At 45.6% G+C, this 16,556-nt stretch carries 15 protein-coding genes and 1 pseudogene; 4 read left to right on the forward strand and 12 right to left on the reverse strand.

Annotated features, from left to right (window positions below):
• Nucleotides 1–82: 82 nt before the first annotated feature.
• Nucleotides 83–544, forward strand: a complete 462-nt coding sequence (locus ATW55_RS11495) for an FUSC family protein (RefSeq protein ID WP_160327233.1) — start codon at nucleotides 83–85, stop codon at nucleotides 542–544.
• 6 nt (nucleotides 545–550) lie between these two features.
• On the opposite strand, the gene ATW55_RS11500 is transcribed toward ATW55_RS11495, so the two are convergent.
• The 12 genes from ATW55_RS11500 to tcuA all read right to left on the reverse strand — a co-directional run bounded on the left by ATW55_RS11500 (nucleotide 551) and on the right by tcuA (nucleotide 13,828).
• The gene (locus ATW55_RS11500; RefSeq protein WP_067717591.1) at nucleotides 551–739 is read right to left on the reverse strand and encodes a hypothetical protein; all 189 of its coding nucleotides are present in this window, start codon (nucleotides 737–739) and stop codon (nucleotides 551–553) included.
• A gap of 162 nt (nucleotides 740–901) precedes the next feature.
• Nucleotides 902–2,170, reverse strand: a complete 1,269-nt coding sequence (locus tag ATW55_RS11505; protein ID WP_067717593.1) for an AGE family epimerase/isomerase — start codon at nucleotides 2,168–2,170, stop codon at nucleotides 902–904.
• 22 nt (nucleotides 2,171–2,192) lie between these two features.
• Nucleotides 2,193–3,569: a sulfatase family protein gene (locus ATW55_RS11510; protein ID WP_160327234.1), complete on the reverse strand. Its 1,377-nt coding sequence runs from the start codon at nucleotides 3,567–3,569 to the stop codon at nucleotides 2,193–2,195.
• 67 nt (nucleotides 3,570–3,636) lie between these two features.
• Entirely contained in the window at nucleotides 3,637–4,656 is a 1,020-nt protein-coding gene (locus ATW55_RS11515; RefSeq protein WP_067717599.1) for an ABC transporter substrate-binding protein, read from the reverse strand.
• A 64-nt stretch (nucleotides 4,657–4,720) separates the two neighbouring features.
• On the reverse strand, nucleotides 4,721–5,530 hold the full coding sequence (locus tag ATW55_RS11520; RefSeq protein WP_067717602.1) for an ABC transporter ATP-binding protein: 810 nt from the start codon (nucleotides 5,528–5,530) through the stop codon (nucleotides 4,721–4,723).
• The gene (locus ATW55_RS11525; protein ID WP_067717605.1) at nucleotides 5,509–6,270 is read right to left on the reverse strand and encodes an ABC transporter permease; all 762 of its coding nucleotides are present in this window, start codon (nucleotides 6,268–6,270) and stop codon (nucleotides 5,509–5,511) included. The genes ATW55_RS11520 and ATW55_RS11525 overlap by 22 nt, the downstream gene beginning before the upstream one ends.
• A gap of 35 nt (nucleotides 6,271–6,305) precedes the next feature.
• Nucleotides 6,306–7,490, reverse strand: a complete 1,185-nt coding sequence (locus ATW55_RS11530) for an ROK family transcriptional regulator (RefSeq protein WP_067717608.1) — start codon at nucleotides 7,488–7,490, stop codon at nucleotides 6,306–6,308.
• A 277-nt stretch (nucleotides 7,491–7,767) separates the two neighbouring features.
• Nucleotides 7,768–9,120 carry an MFS transporter gene (locus ATW55_RS11535; RefSeq protein ID WP_235587102.1) on the reverse strand — a complete coding sequence of 451 codons (1,353 nt, stop codon included), beginning with the start codon at nucleotides 9,118–9,120 and terminating at the stop codon, nucleotides 7,768–7,770.
• A gap of 142 nt (nucleotides 9,121–9,262) precedes the next feature.
• Nucleotides 9,263–10,420 (reverse strand): 2-methylaconitate cis-trans isomerase PrpF family protein, encoded by a 1,158-nt coding sequence (locus ATW55_RS11540; protein WP_067717614.1) that lies wholly within the window; start codon nucleotides 10,418–10,420, stop codon nucleotides 9,263–9,265.
• 170 nt (nucleotides 10,421–10,590) lie between these two features.
• Nucleotides 10,591–11,574, reverse strand: coding sequence for an electron transfer flavoprotein subunit alpha/FixB family protein (locus tag ATW55_RS11545; RefSeq protein WP_067717616.1), 984 nt, complete (start codon nucleotides 11,572–11,574; stop codon nucleotides 10,591–10,593).
• Between the two features lie 11 nt (nucleotides 11,575–11,585).
• Complete coding sequence (locus ATW55_RS11550; protein WP_067717619.1) at nucleotides 11,586–12,347, reverse strand: electron transfer flavoprotein subunit beta/FixA family protein; 762 nt, start codon at nucleotides 12,345–12,347, stop codon at nucleotides 11,586–11,588.
• Nucleotides 12,344–13,828, reverse strand: coding sequence for an FAD-dependent tricarballylate dehydrogenase TcuA (tcuA, locus tag ATW55_RS11555; protein ID WP_268753398.1), 1,485 nt, complete (start codon nucleotides 13,826–13,828; stop codon nucleotides 12,344–12,346). The genes ATW55_RS11550 and tcuA overlap by 4 nt, the downstream gene beginning before the upstream one ends.
• Nucleotides 13,829–13,949: 121 nt before the next feature.
• Between tcuA and ATW55_RS11560 the strand changes: the two genes are divergently transcribed.
• The 3 genes and pseudogenes from ATW55_RS11560 to ATW55_RS15840 form a co-directional block, all read left to right on the forward strand.
• Complete coding sequence (locus tag ATW55_RS11560) at nucleotides 13,950–14,846, forward strand: LysR family transcriptional regulator (protein ID WP_067717624.1); 897 nt, start codon at nucleotides 13,950–13,952, stop codon at nucleotides 14,844–14,846.
• Nucleotides 14,843–16,159, forward strand: coding sequence for a hypothetical protein (locus ATW55_RS11565; RefSeq protein WP_067717627.1), 1,317 nt, complete (start codon nucleotides 14,843–14,845; stop codon nucleotides 16,157–16,159). The genes ATW55_RS11560 and ATW55_RS11565 overlap by 4 nt, the downstream gene beginning before the upstream one ends.
• Nucleotides 16,160–16,190: 31 nt before the next feature.
• Nucleotides 16,191–16,427, forward strand: a pseudogene (locus ATW55_RS15840) (IS607 family transposase); the annotation flags it as partial.
• Between the last annotated feature and the right edge of the window lie 129 nt (nucleotides 16,428–16,556).

Below are 16,556 nucleotides of genomic sequence, written 5' to 3' on the forward strand. Positions count from 1 at the left end.
GTGTGGCATAACCGACACCCGCCATCGCCAAACTACACCCATGAAAATTCATCGATTTTTGGATTCCATTCGGCAGACTGCAATGATTTGGAAACCCTCACTTGGCTGTGCACTGGCGTGGGCCATCGCACGCTTTGCTGGATCGAACCATCCGTATCTCGCTCCGCTCACGGTTGTACTGTGTTTACAGGCGACACCCGATCGGTCAGTACAATCCTCCTGGCAGCGCATGATCGGCACAGTCATCGGTGTAGCCATTGCCACCGTAATCGTGAATGGGGTTGGCGTCTCTGCGTGGACCGTCGGAATGATTGTCTTTATCTCCATTCTCATCGGAAAACAGTTAAAATTAGACGATATGATCATTCATCAGGTTGGCGTCAGCGCCATTCTTGTCCTCGTCTTCGAAAATCACAGCGTCTCCTATGCGCTTGACAGGATTGTCGATACAGCCATCGGTATCGTCGTGGCCATCATCCTTGATCTCTTCATTTTTCCACCGCGCAAAAGCAGCTTGAATAAGACACGTCATCGCCATTTTTGACGCAATTCAGTTAGAACGCAGCATCCACAGCCAAATCAGGCTGACCGGCAATAAAATTAAATTGGCTACGAGCGAAACCTTTCTTTGCTCTCGCAAAGCGCCATTTATCGCCACAAAATAACCCGTGACCAAACCGATCGTCACAAGAATGCGGACCCAATGATTCCAAATTGCCAATTTCGTCGGCGGAGTCATCACTCTACTCCTTTACGAGATCATTTTGACTCTCTTCACGTTGGCGATCACTCATTTGCACCCAAACGAATCGATCCCTATAGTACATGCGAACTCGGATGACTTCGTGTAGATGCATTGCCAAAAAGATATCCGCCTATTTTAGGAACGATGAAGATACGGTTAAACATTCTCTTCTGTCAAACTGATAAGTAATATGAGATTTCGCATAATATGGTACGGATCTTTAACGGGTAGAGCGACAACCTTATCCAGCGGCAGTCCTTGGCGATTCCTTTTTTGCAGCCACTCCCCTACAGTGTGGTTCGGATTGGGAAACACAGAAAACGTGTACTGATGGAGTTTTCCTGCTATATCCTTACATTCCTGATCACGAGTCAATGTCCAACCCAACCAAGCGGCATAAAGGAATTCTGTGTGCACCCACCATAATTTCATATCCCACGTATCAAGGATTTGCTCTTCATACAATGAACCTGATTTTCTTCCAGTTGGCGCTCCACCATTTAGCCCTACAAAGCGAAATAGTCCTCCATACTGGTCATCCCATGCAAGATAAAACGTGTGCTTTAAAATGAGCACACAGCGATTAATCATGTTATGATCCGATAATTCGTGCGCTACCTCCATGATCATCCACATGCTCTCAGCCGTATGACCAGGCGCGATATGTTCATAGAGAAGTGTACCATTCCACGCATCCTTGCATAAAACGTCTTTGACTACATGTTCTCGGAGAATACACACTTGACCATCGCATTGATTCCAGATGGCGTCGATATGGTGTAGGGAATGTTTCATCGCTGTTCCCACACGCGAGTCACCATTTTTCTTAAACGCTTTGTAAAACTCAAAACTAAGGTTTAGCAGAATCATGGGGATGCCATGGACCGTCAATTCTTTTGGGACAATATACGGTTCTGTCACAATATCGTCCGTTTTGACCCTCATCAAAATACCCTGATAAAGATCCCACGAATAATGTAATAACTCTTTGTCACCCAGCAAATCCGCATACTCAATAAGCCCGAGACACACAAAACAATCCCCGTAGATACTTGCATCCAAAACTTTTTGTTCCCCTACATATTTAGGTGTTCCATCCTCCGAAAGGACAAACGCGCAATGTCCATTCTCTAAAAATACGTGTTCAAGCAAAAAAGACGCTGTCTTTTTTGCCGCTTTCATATATAAATCCTCATTTATGAAAAGATCTCCAGCTCTGGCAAGGCGGACTAGACGAGCTGCCAACCATAGAAAACGTCCCTGCGACCATGTGTATTTATCCCGATTGATCAGAACAGTTCCATCCAAGCCAAAACATGTGTAAATGCCTCCTCTTTCTAAATCCATGGCGTTCTTCGCCCAAAATGGCAGAATAACATTTTCAAGATGTTCCTTATAAAAATTTACAATTGATTCAAATTGCATATGTATCCCCGTCCCTTTTTATTTACTCCAGTACGGGGATATCAGGTTTTCTTTCTGAATACGTAACACGCTGCGGAATACCCCTTACATAAAAATCCTCCATCGTCTCTTTGCCATATAAATGGAGCCCTGGGGGCCCTTGATGTGCCGTGGCTACCAATGGATCGTATCCAAGCGTCACACGATTTTGATATTCCCAATCGACCAGATACCCATTAAGGCTTTTTACGATATCTTGATGCTTCGCAAAGACATTGGTTTGTTCATAAACATCGCTCTCTCGATTAAAAAGTTGCTGATCCGGATAATTCCATTCACCACTGTGCAGCGTTCTAATGAACTTCCAGCGGTCTGTGACGACGCCGCGTTGCGCAGTATACAAACCGTGTCCAATCACAAGATGCGAACGTCCCATCACGTTTTTTTCATCTGTATAAGGCCACAGCGATTCACTGTCCCACTCAATCGGTTTAGCAATTTGAAATGCTTCACAGATTGTTGCAGCAATGTCAAATTGATATACCAATGCCTGACATGTGCGCCCTGCCCCAACACCTCGCGGGAACTTAACGATAAGGGGAATATGATTCACCGTATCCACAATACTCCAGTGTTCCACGTAAACACCGTGCTCTCCCAATCCCTCACCATGGTCAGCTGCGATAATGATCATTGTTTCATCAAGGATTCCTTTGCGTTCAAGCAAATTTAGAATCTGGCCTACGTGAAAATCTGCATAGCGAATCTCTGCATCATATTCATTGACCATCGCTGCATACTCGCCGTAAGAATGAATGCCCATCATACTGGCGGAATGCCAAAACCGATCGTTTTGATGACGTGCAATCGCCTCTTCATCAGGAAAAGATGGAAGATCATGCTCACTCATGGCGTTTACCAACGCTTGTGGAGCATCATAGATTGCGTGAGGATCCCAGTATTGTACATACAAAAAGAAATCGTCTTGCGCATTTGCCTCAATCCACGGCAATACTTGCTCATTCATTTTCCACGCCGGTGTCTGTTGAAAACGCCAGCCTCTAGGATCGTGAAATTCTTCCCACTCCATATAAAACCATGGTGATGGATGTCGGCCAAAGGTGGAAAAGGCAGCCGTTCGCACACCATGCTCTCTGAGCACGGCCGGTATTGTACGGGTGTGCAAAGGCATCGCTAATCCAGTTATACCGTGTGTAACAATTCCAGTCCTGATACCAAATGTTCCACTGATCAATGCGGCACGCGAAGGCATACACGGGCTGTCTGACGTATAGCACTGTGTAAATCGCATACTTTGCATAGCTAATCGATCGATATTCGGAGATGTAGGCCGCTTATACCCATAGCAATGTAAATGGTCTGGTCTGAGGCTGTCGATATCAATATAAATGACCTTCACTGAAACCACTCCTATAAATGTAATCCGTACGCAGATGGGCCGATAGAAATCGGCCCGTCACATCGCGCTACAGTTTGAGCTTGCTTGCCCGTAAAACGAGATCTGGAAATGCATAAGAATTATATGCTGGCACTTTCTGCAGAGCTTTCATCGCAACAAAAGTAGAACCAAGCGTGTTAAACCACTTCGAGACATCCCCTGATGTATAGTACTTGAGCAAATTCGACTCTGATGGAAAAATGGAATCTTTCACGGATTGAGAAAGTAAGGGAGCAGGAACGCCTGTCATTTGCGAAGTCCATGAAACCGCTTGCGCCATATGCCCAGCTTTATAATTCACAGCCTGCAACATGGCCCATGTAAATTTTGTGAGTGCCGAAACATTGTTTTTCGCAAAAGCATTTGACGCTGTCCAGATCCCAGGAAGGGAAACTTTGGGATAGAACATGCGGTCACTCGCGAGCAACTTCGAGCCCGGCGATCGATTTAACACCACCTGAAGATTCGGATCCCATCCTGCCATAATCGGTGCTCTTCCAGATAGGAAGGCCGGCGCTTCAGAGGATGGACTCGTATTCACCATGTGCACGTCATTCAGGTTTAACCCAGCTTTTTTCAACGCCTCATATAAAATGATCTCGGCCGTTGTTCCCATGGGCAACAAGACACTTTTACCCTTTAATTGGCGTAACGTGTGCACCCCAGAGGATTTTGAGACGACGATTCCATCCCCGAGGCCAATGCTATCAATAAAGAAAATTTTAGCCATCCCCTTCATTGGCAAAAAGGCGGCGCCAGAACCAATGTAAGCAATATTTACAGTACCCGACGCCATAGCATCCAGCTCAGCTGGACCGGTTTGGAATAGATCCAAATGCACGTTTAATCCAGCTTTCTTAAAGTACCCCATATGCTCGGCAACAGCTAGTGTACTGGCTCCGCCCATATTCGCCATGTACGCAACGGTGATGGACATGGGTACGGTGCGACGTGCAGCCATTGCATTTGGCATGCCAGTGCCCAACGCCAAAAGCGACAAAGCACCTGCAGACAGAATCATTTTTTTTGATTTTCCATACAAATTCACAACCATGCCCCCTTTTTATTTTTACTTCCTGACAACAATAAAGTCAGATCACCCCCTTAATGATCTATATCAAGCCATCCTCCACACGCTGCGAATGCAGGCGATTCCAAATATCATTTTTGTAATGAAGCAACTCAGAACTGAATCTCACAGAGTGATCTCGAAGAATAGGCAGATCAACCTTCACTTCAGCCGTGACTCTGCCAGGATTCGCTGCCATGACGATCACACGTTGCGCAAGAAACACCGCCTCTTCGACATCGTGTGTTATAAAGATGACGGTGGTCCGCAACTGGCGCCAACTGGAAAGCAAGTCTTCTTGCAACTGTGACTTTGTATCTGCATCCAACGCCCCAAAGGGCTCATCCATCAAGAGAACATCCGGTTGGGCCGCATATGCCCGGGCGAGCGCGACCCTTTGTTTCATACCGCCCGACAATTGTTTGGGAAGCGCGTTCTCAAACGCCTTAAGGTTAACTAAGGAAAGAAATTCACTCGCCATCTCCGAGCGCTCTATTCCTTTGATCCCTCGCATCGACAGGGCAAACTCCACATTCTTCCGTACGGTCAGCCAGGGAAAGAGGGCGTATTGTTGGAACACGACGCCACGATCTCTTCCCGGTTTGTGCACCTCTTTTCCACTCACGACGATCTTTCCAGACGTAACAGACTCAAGACCAGCGATCATGTTGAGGAGGGTCGTCTTTCCACACCCTGTTGGACCTACTAAGCATATAAATTCTCCCTCCTTGACCTGAAGACTGGTTTCACGAAGCGCTAAAATCTGCCTGTCTCCCACCTGATAACGTTTCTCAACTCGATCGACATGAATTTTATCGTCTTGCGCTGACATCACAGAATTTTCTCCTGCCATAAAGTGAATTTCCCCTCCAACGCTAAAATTCCGCGATCCATCGCAATGCCAAGTGCGCCTATTATCGTGATTCCGAGGTAAACTACAGGCATTTCAAAGTAATTGCTCGCCTGTTCTATCATGAAGCCCAGACCATGTGATGCAGCGATAAGTTCTGCCGCAACCAACGTCGTCCATGCAGCCGCAATCCCAAGACGCATCGCTGTGAAGATATGTGGAATGGATGCTGGAAGAATAACTCGAAAAAACAGAATCCAGTCATTGCATCCCAGCACTCGCGCCGCCCGAACCAACGTGACATCAACCTGTCGAACACCTTGATAAATTGTGACTAACATAACTAAGAAGGCCGCAAAAAAAATGACAAATACTTTTGCCGGTTGCCCAACGCCAAGGTAAACGACGACAAGTGGAATGAGCGCTATAGGGGGAATCATTCGCAAAAATTGAAGCCATGGATTTAAAATCCAGCGAATAGGTTGGTACCAACCGAGAATAAATCCGAGAATTACAGCACATATAAGAGCCAGAATAAATCCTTCCAGAACTCTTTCAAGGCTAATAAAAACATCAGGAATCAGCGTTCCATTCTGAAGCCCGGCAATCAGTGCATAAACAACTTGAATGGGTCCGGCAACGAGAGTCGGTAACTTCAGTTCAGCGATCTGCCATATCCCCAAACCAACAATGATGGACAGTATTCCGATGATTCGTTGGGAATATTTTGTGATTTTCGTCACCCAATCACCCCATTTCGCAATTTATCAATACGTGTTTAAGATTCTACTTTTAGCAAATTAGAGGTCTTGCACCATAATGCGTCATGAAACACTGTAGAAGCCGCACCGATCGCTCCGGCATGAATATCCATTTCAGAGCATTGAACATCCACCACATATTCACGTTCACGCATTTTATTTTTCAAGAGAACGAGTAAAAATGAAAACACGGTCTTTGCGTGAGGACCTCCTATGACACAGGTTGAAACATCCAGTACGGCTAAAACACTGACAATGCTTGTAGCCAATGCCTCCATTCCCGCGTGAATAATAGCAAGTTGATGCCCACTTGCCCCACGAAAAATGTCTTGGAGTGACTTATCATCTTCTATGGAAAGATTTTTCCGCAACGCGTTGATGCTGCCGTACTGATCGAGGCATCCTCTAGCACCGCAATAGCAGGTTAATCCATTGGGCATATACTGAATATGACCTAATTCCATCGATTTCCCACTAGCGCCCACATACTCCTCACCATTGACAATCAATCCTCCTCCTACGTTGTCCCCGATATAAACATAGAGAAAGGTAGAAGGAACCTTCCCTCGCCCCATCCAATATTCCCCTACTGCTGCTAAATGGGCGTTGTTTCCGACGATTACTTCACAGCCAACTTTTCTTTTTAAATAATCTTTTATAAACATTTGGGATGAATCACTTGAAACGGGGAATTTAGAAACAATTTTTCCGTACAGATTAGGTATACCTACACCAATCCCTTGCAAATCTGAAAGCGAACAAATCCCATCGATTCCCTTCACAAGTTCTGTACTCATCGCTATGATTTCATCAGCGAATGACTCAAGATCACTGGGTAGATCCCAATGGCACTCCATACTTCTAATAATTCTCCCTCCAAGATTTACAAGGGCGGCAAAGATACGACTATATTGAACTTGTATTCCAACCGTAAAGTATGCGTTTTCATTGACGATGAGTTGAGTAGGATTTGCACCTCGCTTTCGTGTAACATTTGACTGTTTCAACTCCATAACAAGCCCTTCTTCAATCAAACCTCGAACAAGGTTAGATACGGTTTGCGGTACAAGCAACGTTTTCTCTGAGATATCTGCACGAGAAATCGCTCCAAACAACCGAATGTGTTCAAAAACCACAGACTTATTATATTCTTGGCCATGCCTTTGATTGGTTCCTACCAACCCTGATTTTTTAGTATTCATGGATTTTATTATATCCATTGGATTTAATAAATCAACACAATATCGAAACTTTTATATCAAAAAATTGACAGATCCATGATATGAACTACCTTAGCCACACCCGCTTTCCTAAGCCGCTGCATCCTATTTCGTTTTTTAACAAATGCGGCGTCCTTATAAAGGACACCGCAATGGAACTTTACGTACGCTGCTCTTGTGTTTCATCTTTATTATCTGCAGATTTTTTCCATATCCCCTATTTTTCAAATACTTTGCAACACGTTTAACTCACTGCGTTTTAGCTTGTGACATTGACAGATTCCAGTGCTCTTGCGCGCGTTTTTGCACCCCAAATTCCTATGACAACTGCGACGACAAGCCAACAAACAGCGATATAGACAAATACACTCAAATAACCAAATCCGGTGTAAAAAAATACGACAAGCTGAGGTCCAAATACATTGGCCAATCTTCCCACGCCATACGTAAGCCCCGCTCCCGAATTCCGAATCTCTGTAGGGTACATCTCGGGTGTATATGCATAGAGCAATGGCGCAAAAGTCTGAATCAACATCGCGACCAGAAAGCCAAATACGATAATGGCTGCAGTGTTAAAAGATATTCCATAAAGCACTCCACACACTGCGATAATGACCGCAACGATTGAAATCAACCATTTTCGTTCTACGCGATCTGATAGAACCGCCGCGATTAACGCCCCAGGTACTGCACCAATGGATATGGCGGAAGACCACGCTAGTGATGTCACCAAAGAAAATCCATGGGATACGAGCAGCGTCGGTACCCAAGCCATAAAACCGTAGAAACCAAGCGTTTGGGCAATCCAAACAACCATGAACATAATCGTTTTGCCTACATTTCCAGCTGAGAAAAGCTGACTGTATCCTTTATGAGATTGTACAATCGGGATCCGTGAAGTGGGAGCCGGCAATTCTCCTTTCTCTGCGCGAATCTCCATTTCAATTTCAGACAGAATTCGGTCTGCCTCAGCAGTTCTCCCGTGATTTTCATGCCATCTCGGCGATTCTTTCAATCGAATTGCGAGTATGGCGAAAATAAATCCAAGCGCTCCCCAAATGTAGACAAGTCGCCATCCCCAAGTAATGGATGGTACAAGAAATCGCGCGACAAATGCAGTAATGGGGATCCCTGCCAACCCAATCGTCATGATCCAGCCTTGAAAAGAACCGCGTTTTTTCGCTGGGTACATCTCACTGATATAAGTAATGCCGACGACTGTCATTGCAGACAACCCAATGCCAGTAACAAGTCTTGTGATAAAAAGCATAACAAAATTAACTGCAAATGCATTAAGCAGCGAGAATACCGAAAAGAGTAGAATTGTAAAAATGAGGCTCTTTTTGCGACCAATGCGATCAGAGATCCAGCCAATCATCGTCGCGCCAAGAAACATGCCGAGAAAGGTTGCCGAAACAATATTACCAATACCGCTGAGTCCTAAGTGCCAATTTTTTAAGATTGCCGGCGCCGTATAAGAAAGTGTGTTAATATCACCAAGCTCAAAGAAGAAGGCAAATGCGAGTACCCACATGATGTACAAATGAAAAAAAGAGATCGGTAACCGTTCGAGCCTCGCTGCTGCCGTGTATTTTGGCTCTTCTACATTCACACGTTTCACCTCGCTACAGATAAATTCAGGATACGCAACCCGCTTAATAAAACGCTTTCAATCAATCACTTTCCGTTCATCTTTGAAGACAGCTGAAACTTACATATCGCCCACCTCCTTGTTAGATCTCAATCTGCATATTTTAAAGACTCGAAGGAAACCAGGCATGCCCATCAAGAATAGGGCGCGCCGTTCGAATGAGTGATGCAGATTGGATCCGCCAGTTTTCACTCCGCACTTTCTCTACATCTGCACCAACGAACAAAATTCCAGTGGGATGCCCTATGCGCAATAAATCACGTGTGTGTGTTTTTCGACACATCTTTCGCTCCACAAGCGTTCCTTCAATTTTTGCTGCGGCTGACAGAGCAATGGCTCCTGTAACCGCATAGGCAGGGTGCAATCTTCCCATCGTCAGAACCCTCGCCAAAACATCCACATCGTCAGCCCGGATCTTCATTCCATGGGCAGTCTTATAATCCATTGACTCTTGCACAAACGCAATTTTTGGCAATGCGTGTGTCTCTGCCGTAACTGCGTCATTTTTTGCAAAGATCCCTAATTGCCAACCGACTCTTTGTCGTATCTCCTCGAGAATTTCAAGCGAACTGCCGTTCGCTGCTATCTCGTTTTCTGTGACTTCGTTCCCTTTTAGTCCGAGTTCATCGGCATCGACAAAAACAGTGAGATTGCCAGCATCAAGGACCGTGACATGAAACGAGCGCCCATCCGTCAATCTAATAAGATCACACAGATTTCCAGTCGGAAAGAGTTTTCCAGTCACACCACCACCGATATCATGGAACGTAAGATGGACTTCGGCACTTTTTCCAGGAACCCCACTAATTTCGGTATCTCCGCTTGCGACAATCATGTGGTTACAAACAGGAAATCGCGCTGTAATTCGAGACTGTGAATTCGTATTAAAAATGCGAACTGTCGCAACATCTCCCACCGTCTCAACCATTCCCTGGTGAACTGCAAATGGCCCGACGGCCGAAGTAATATTTCCACAGTTCGGTGTATAATCAATCACGGGTTGATCAATACTTACCTGACCAAACGTAAAATCAACATCCACATTGGGTCTGCGGGAAGTCTCTACGATCGCCACTTTGCTCGTCGTTGGTGTCGCGCCACCCAGTCCGTTAATTTGGCGCAGATCAGGACTCCCATACACATAGAGAATGATCCGATCACGCTTTACGAGATCTTGTGGAAGGTCTTTCCCACGGAAGAAAACGCCCTTACTTGTACCCCCACGATAGATCGAGCAAGGAATCGACACCCATTCACTCATGTGACGTTACCTCCTTTCTCAACGATCTTCGTAAAGACTATGAGATTTATTCAAGAGAGGAGAAACAGAAAGAAACTTGGGCTTGCGTCCGGTCAATAAAAGTTTAGTTTCGTTCATTGAATAAAAACAATATTTAATTTTTATCGTAGAACATAGAAAAAATTAATGATTCATTTCTTCTTAAGCGATCGCATTTTTTTGAGCTCCATGGTCAACATAGGTACGACCGAAAAGAGATCTCCTACAATCCCATAATCGGCTACCTTAAAAATTGGCGCCTCAGGATCTGTGTTAATCGCAACAATGATTTTGGAATTTGACATCCCAGCGAGGTGTTGAATAGCTCCAGATATACCACACGCGATATAAAGGTCTGGCGTTACCACTTTTCCTGTCTGACCAATTTGCATTGAATAATCAGAATATTTTAGGTCACAAGCGCCACGTGATGCACCCACAGCGGCGCCTAGCACACTCGCCAACTCACGCAGTGGCGCAAATCCTGCGGCACTTTTTACACCTCTCCCGCCAGAAACAATGATATTTGCTTCCGTGAGATCGATGACATCGACTGTATTTTTTACGATGGTTTGCAATAGATTACTCACGACGTTGTCTCTAGGAACGAAAGAAACACAATTTGCTTTTCGATTGTAATCAGGATTCCTCTTTTTAAAAGTGTTCGGACGAATCGTCAAGAGCATCAACTCATTTCCAATGAATCTCTTGCGCTCATAGGCCTTACCAGCGTAAACGGGTCGGATGAACGACAAACCATCCTTGTTTGAGATACTTGTACAATCCGAAATAAGTCCCGCTTTAAGCATACTGGCGAGTTGTGGTGCAAGTTCTTTGCCAATGGTTGTATGACTAAAAAGAATCACATCAGGGTGCACCTCTTGAATCACTTGAAAAAGTGCTTGTGCATAGATTTCACTGCAATAGGGTAAATATTTCGCATCCTCAAGAACAAAAATTAGATCGGCTCCATAATGTGCGAGAATTTGCAGATCCATGGAAATTTGATCACACATGACCACCGCTGTGATGCTTGCGCCATCAGCGATCAACGTTGCAACTGTTATCGCCTCTAACACAACAGGGCGAATCTCCCCATTTCGTGATTCCGCAAAAACAAGTACATTTCTACTCACCCATAGCCCCCCTATTGAATCTCAGACTGTAATAAGTCGCATAGTTCCTTAACTTGATCCGCAAGTGAGCCGTGGAGTATTTTCCCTGCTGATTTTCTCGGAGCCACAAAAAATTCCTGTGAGACTGTCTTTCCCTTTCGATTCTCATCCGTAAAATGGAGATCATTCCCACTGTAGTAAACTATTGATTTTTTTCTCGCTCGCATCCGGTTCTGAAGTGTCGGATAGCGCGGATCATTTAATCCTTGCTGCGCCGTGAAAAGCGCAGGAAGCGGAACGCGCAAACTTTCCGTATATCCATCCATGTCTCGATGAACAATAGCGCACTCACCATCCATCGTAAAACCAAGAATGGATGTGACTATGGGTATCCCCAATTCTACGGCCACGCGTGGACCAATTTGCGCAGAGGCATAATCAATACTCATTTGTCCGCCAAAAATCAAGTCAAAGCGCTCTCTTTTTGCAAATGCCGATATTGCTTGCGAGACGATCCATTCATCGCCCATGAGTGCAGGATCATCAATCATAACCATGCGATCCGCCCCCATGGCCAAGGCAATTCGCAACGTATCTTCATGTCGCTTCGAACCGACGGACAAAACCGTTACTTCTCCCCCAAAAGCCTCTTTTATTTGAACGGCCTGCTCCAGCGCATACTCATCGTAAGGATTTAAAATCAATGAAATCCCATCTTGAACAATCTCACCTTGTTCAATTGTGATTTCCTCCTCCGTGGAAAAAGTCACCTTCATCATGACAAGAATGTTCAAGATTTCATCACCGCCAATCGACCAGCGCGCTCTCCCGCTCTTTTCCCAAACACAGCGCCAGCAGCCAATCCGCTCCCCCCTGGATAATTAAAATAGAATAGTCCTCCCACGATCTCCCCTGCTGCAAAAAGGCCATGGATTGGTTTTTCATCCCCATCCAACACTTCACCGTGACCATTAATTTTTAGTCCACCAAATGTAAACGTGATTCCGCAGGTAACCGCATAAGCTTCATACGGTCCTTGATCCAATGGATTAGCCCAATTTGATTTAGGAATACTCAGTCCAACAGTGCAACGTCTATCCTTTACATTTGGATTGAATGGAATTTCAGTTCGAATGCTTTGATTAAACTGTTTTACTGTCACTAAAAATTTATGAGGATCAACGCCTTCAAGTTTTTTTGCGAGTTCCTCAATTGTAGGTGCCGTAACCTTTGTTACTTGTCGAATTCGATACTCATCGCGTAACAAGTGGCAAACTTTTTGATCAAATATTTGCCAAGCAAATTGCCCCGGTTGATTTAAAATCTCACGGCCATACTTGGCATACGTGTAATTTCGAAAATCTGCACCTTCGTCAATAAATCGCTCACCCAATGCATTTACCATGATGCCGAAGGGGTAGCTATGTTTTTGAAAACCGTCTCCAACAACAAGATCACCAAACTCCGGTGCATTGCGATCCCAACCCACTGCGTGACATCCCGAAAAATGTCCGTAAGGACGTGCACCAATTTTTAGCGCCATTTGAAGCGCATCCCCCGTATTGAATCGCGTACCGCGAACCTTTGCAAACTCCCATCCAGGACCGAGATACCTTGTACGCATTTCAAGGTTCGATTGAAATCCGCCCGCTGCAAGAACAACCGATTTTGCGATAATTTCCATTGATTTTCCGTTCCACAACAAGCGAACCCCGCGAACGCCATCGTCATCACAAAGCAATTCAAATGCGCGCGCGTGATACAACACACCTATCCCCTCGCGCTCTGCCGCCTCGTGAAGTGCCTGAACAAGCCCAGGTCCTCCCCCCACAGCTTCAATCGTAAGTCCGCCCCAAAATGTGAACTTGCCATTGACCTTAAATGCCTGACGTCCATAAATTGGCGCAAAGCGAACATTGTGTTTACGCAACCACCTCAGCGTGTCAAAGCTTTGGCTTGCAAGGATGCTGGCGAGTTCCGGATCTGTGCGATCTTGTGTCACTCGACAAAGATCATCAAAGTATTGTTCTTCGTCGTACGATCCAAAATCCGTGTTTACCATTTCCTCTTCCGTCAAATCAGGAACCAGTTGAAGAAGATCCTCAATCCCTCGGTACGCGACACGAATGGCTCCTGCTGTAAACGTGCTATTTCCACCGCGCTCTTTTTTCGAAGACTTCTCAAGAACAAGTACTTGCGCACCTTGTTCTCTTGCTGCGAGTGCGGCACACATAGCGGCATTCCCTGCGCCTATAACCAGAACATCTGTTTCCACAGTTGGACTTCCCTCCAAACCGACAATCTACAAAAAAGTATAGTGTCATTGCAGAAATAAAAATAATATTCGTTTTTTATTGCCGCATATAAACATATTCTATGGATAGGGCGGTGAAAACATGGATGAAAAAGATTGGCGATTGATCGAAATGCTCTCAATTGAAAAAAGTATTACAGGGGCGGCTCAACGACTCTACGTTACACAACCATCGTTAACGTATCGGATCCAGCAAATTGAGCAAATGTTTGGAACGAAAATTTTAATTCGAAGGAAAACAGGAATAGAATTTACGGCGGAAGGGGAATTGATCGCATGCTATGCGAGACAGTCCCTTCGCGAATTACAAAAAATAATAGATCGCGTTGCAAATACTGGAAGCAATGTGCGCGGAATTCTTCGTTTAGGTGTATCGAGTATTTTTGCACATTATCGTTTACCTGAGCTTCTTAAAGTTTTTCTTCAACATTATCCAGATGTTGAAATTAACGTAAAGACCGGTTGGTCAACCGAAATCCTTCAAAGTGTTTATCGAGAAGAGGTGCATATCGGAATAATTCGTGGAGATTTCCAATGGCCAGAGCACCAACATAGGTTATACTTTGAACCAATCCACATCGTATCGAAACGTGAAGTTGATCTTGCAGTGCTTCCAAAGCTTCCACGCATTCAATACAAAACAGATCTTCCTTTAAAAAATATGATTGATTCGTGGTGGCAATCCACGTACAAATCCCTTGCACCACGTACAACCATGGAAGTCGATAATATCCAGACCTGCAAAGAGCTTGTAAAAAAGGATTTGGGTTACGCCATTCTGCCTGGAATCTGTCTTCAAGAGACCGACCAACTCAAAATACAACCCTTACGAGCGACAGACAGAAAAATTCTTTATCGAAACACGTGGCTAATTTGCAGGGACAGCCTACTTGAATTGTCTGCGATTCGAGCTTTTGTCGATTTCTCATCAAATTTCAACATCGATCAAAATCGTACAGAGGGATGTGAATCCGAATGAAACGCTTCGTTAAAATGTCACTTCTAAGCGCCGCGCTCACCTGTCTATCGAGCGAGATTGTCGCGCACGCACAAACGCATCCCGTGTCGCCAAGCTTTTATCCGCGCAATTTTTCGGGCATGGGCGACATCGCGCTCATCGCCAATGAAAATGGAGTCTCCGGTGGTGAACTCTATACGATCATCAACACAAGAGTCGCCGACAAACCTATCGTTACAGTGCACGACGTGATGGGCCACGTGCTTTCTGCAACGTTTTCTCCAGACGGTGCGTGGCTGTGGACCCGTGTGAGCAGCGGCAATTCGGCGACGTCTTGGGTCGTATCTGCGAACGGACGCACCCGCTACAAGCTGGCGGAAGGAGCGGAAAACCTGACTTGGCTCGCGCACGGTCACACGCTGATTTATAGTCGGGCGAACATAATCTACAGGATGACACCAGGAAGTAATCCTGTGACATTGTCCATTCATTTGCCACAGAATTCCGTGATCAGCGGATTGTCGTTTAGCGCGGGAGATCAAAACGCAGCCGTCAGCATTACGCGCAACTCAGGCAATATTACCAAATGGTACGATCAGATCGGCGTCTGGAATCGATCATCCGGCGCGTGGCGGCCGATTGTTACCGCCAGTGCCCCAAACGGGCTCATTCTTGGACCGTTTGCAAGAAACGGCCAATCCCTGTTCTACTGGGATGACCCCATGCACAGTGCATCCATCCTGGCGGATGGCGTGCCTCTGCACAACCTCAATTTAAGTGGAAAGAATCAGGTGATTGGCCACACCTTCGCAACAGATCAAAGCATACAACCGTTTGGCGCAGACCTTGCCGTGGTATGGCAGTCTCACTCACGCTATTTATTCGCGGGTCCAAAAACCATTGCCATCTGGCCTGGTGCCACCATTCCCGTAGGCAAGAGTAGCGTCCAGCTTGATCCTGCGCTGTCTTCAAGTGGAGATTTAGCGTATGTAGAAGGAAAAGAAGACAACCAAATGATCCAATCCAATCGCAATTGGATGCGCTTTATAGAGAGCCTGAAGCTCGCAACGTACAACCTAAACACGCATAAAACAAACATCATCACCGCTGCCGGTAGCGGTGTGATGACACCGTATTTTAACGGCAACGGATCGCGCATTGTATTCGTGCGCCAAAATGCGGTGATGTGGGTCACCGCTACAAACCGCGGTCCGGCACACCTGATCGCAAAAAATGGCGCGGCCAGCCCCGGTTCTTCACAATATGGGAGCAAACGCGCATTCATGATTGCCGATGTTCTGGCTACGCCACAGGGGTTGAACAGTAATCGTTGAATCTGATTAAAACTATCTGTATACTATCAATATGGATAGATTAGTGACGATAGGCGAAGCGTCGAAGGTGTTAGGAGTCTCCATTACGACACTCCGTCGTTGGGAAAAAGAAGGTCGATTACAGCCGGATGAAATAACGCCCGGTGGTCACCGTCGATACGATCTGTTGAAACTGCGGCCGGAATTGTTCCGTCTTCAACGAAGCGACAGGAAGACCGTAGTCTATGCCAGAGTTTCAAGCCATGATCAGAAAGAGGACTTGGAACGGCATGGAATTGTCAAATTTAGTTTAGCCCCGAAACTCGTAATACCGGTCTATGGCTACGCCTAGGGGGTGTGAGTGAAGTCAAGGGAAAGGTGGAGATTTTCCAGATGTACTTTTCTGGAAAATACGACC

This window comes from Ferroacidibacillus organovorans (assembly GCF_001516615.1).
GTDB lineage: Bacteria > Bacillota > Bacilli > Alicyclobacillales > SLC66 > Ferroacidibacillus > Ferroacidibacillus ferrooxidans_B.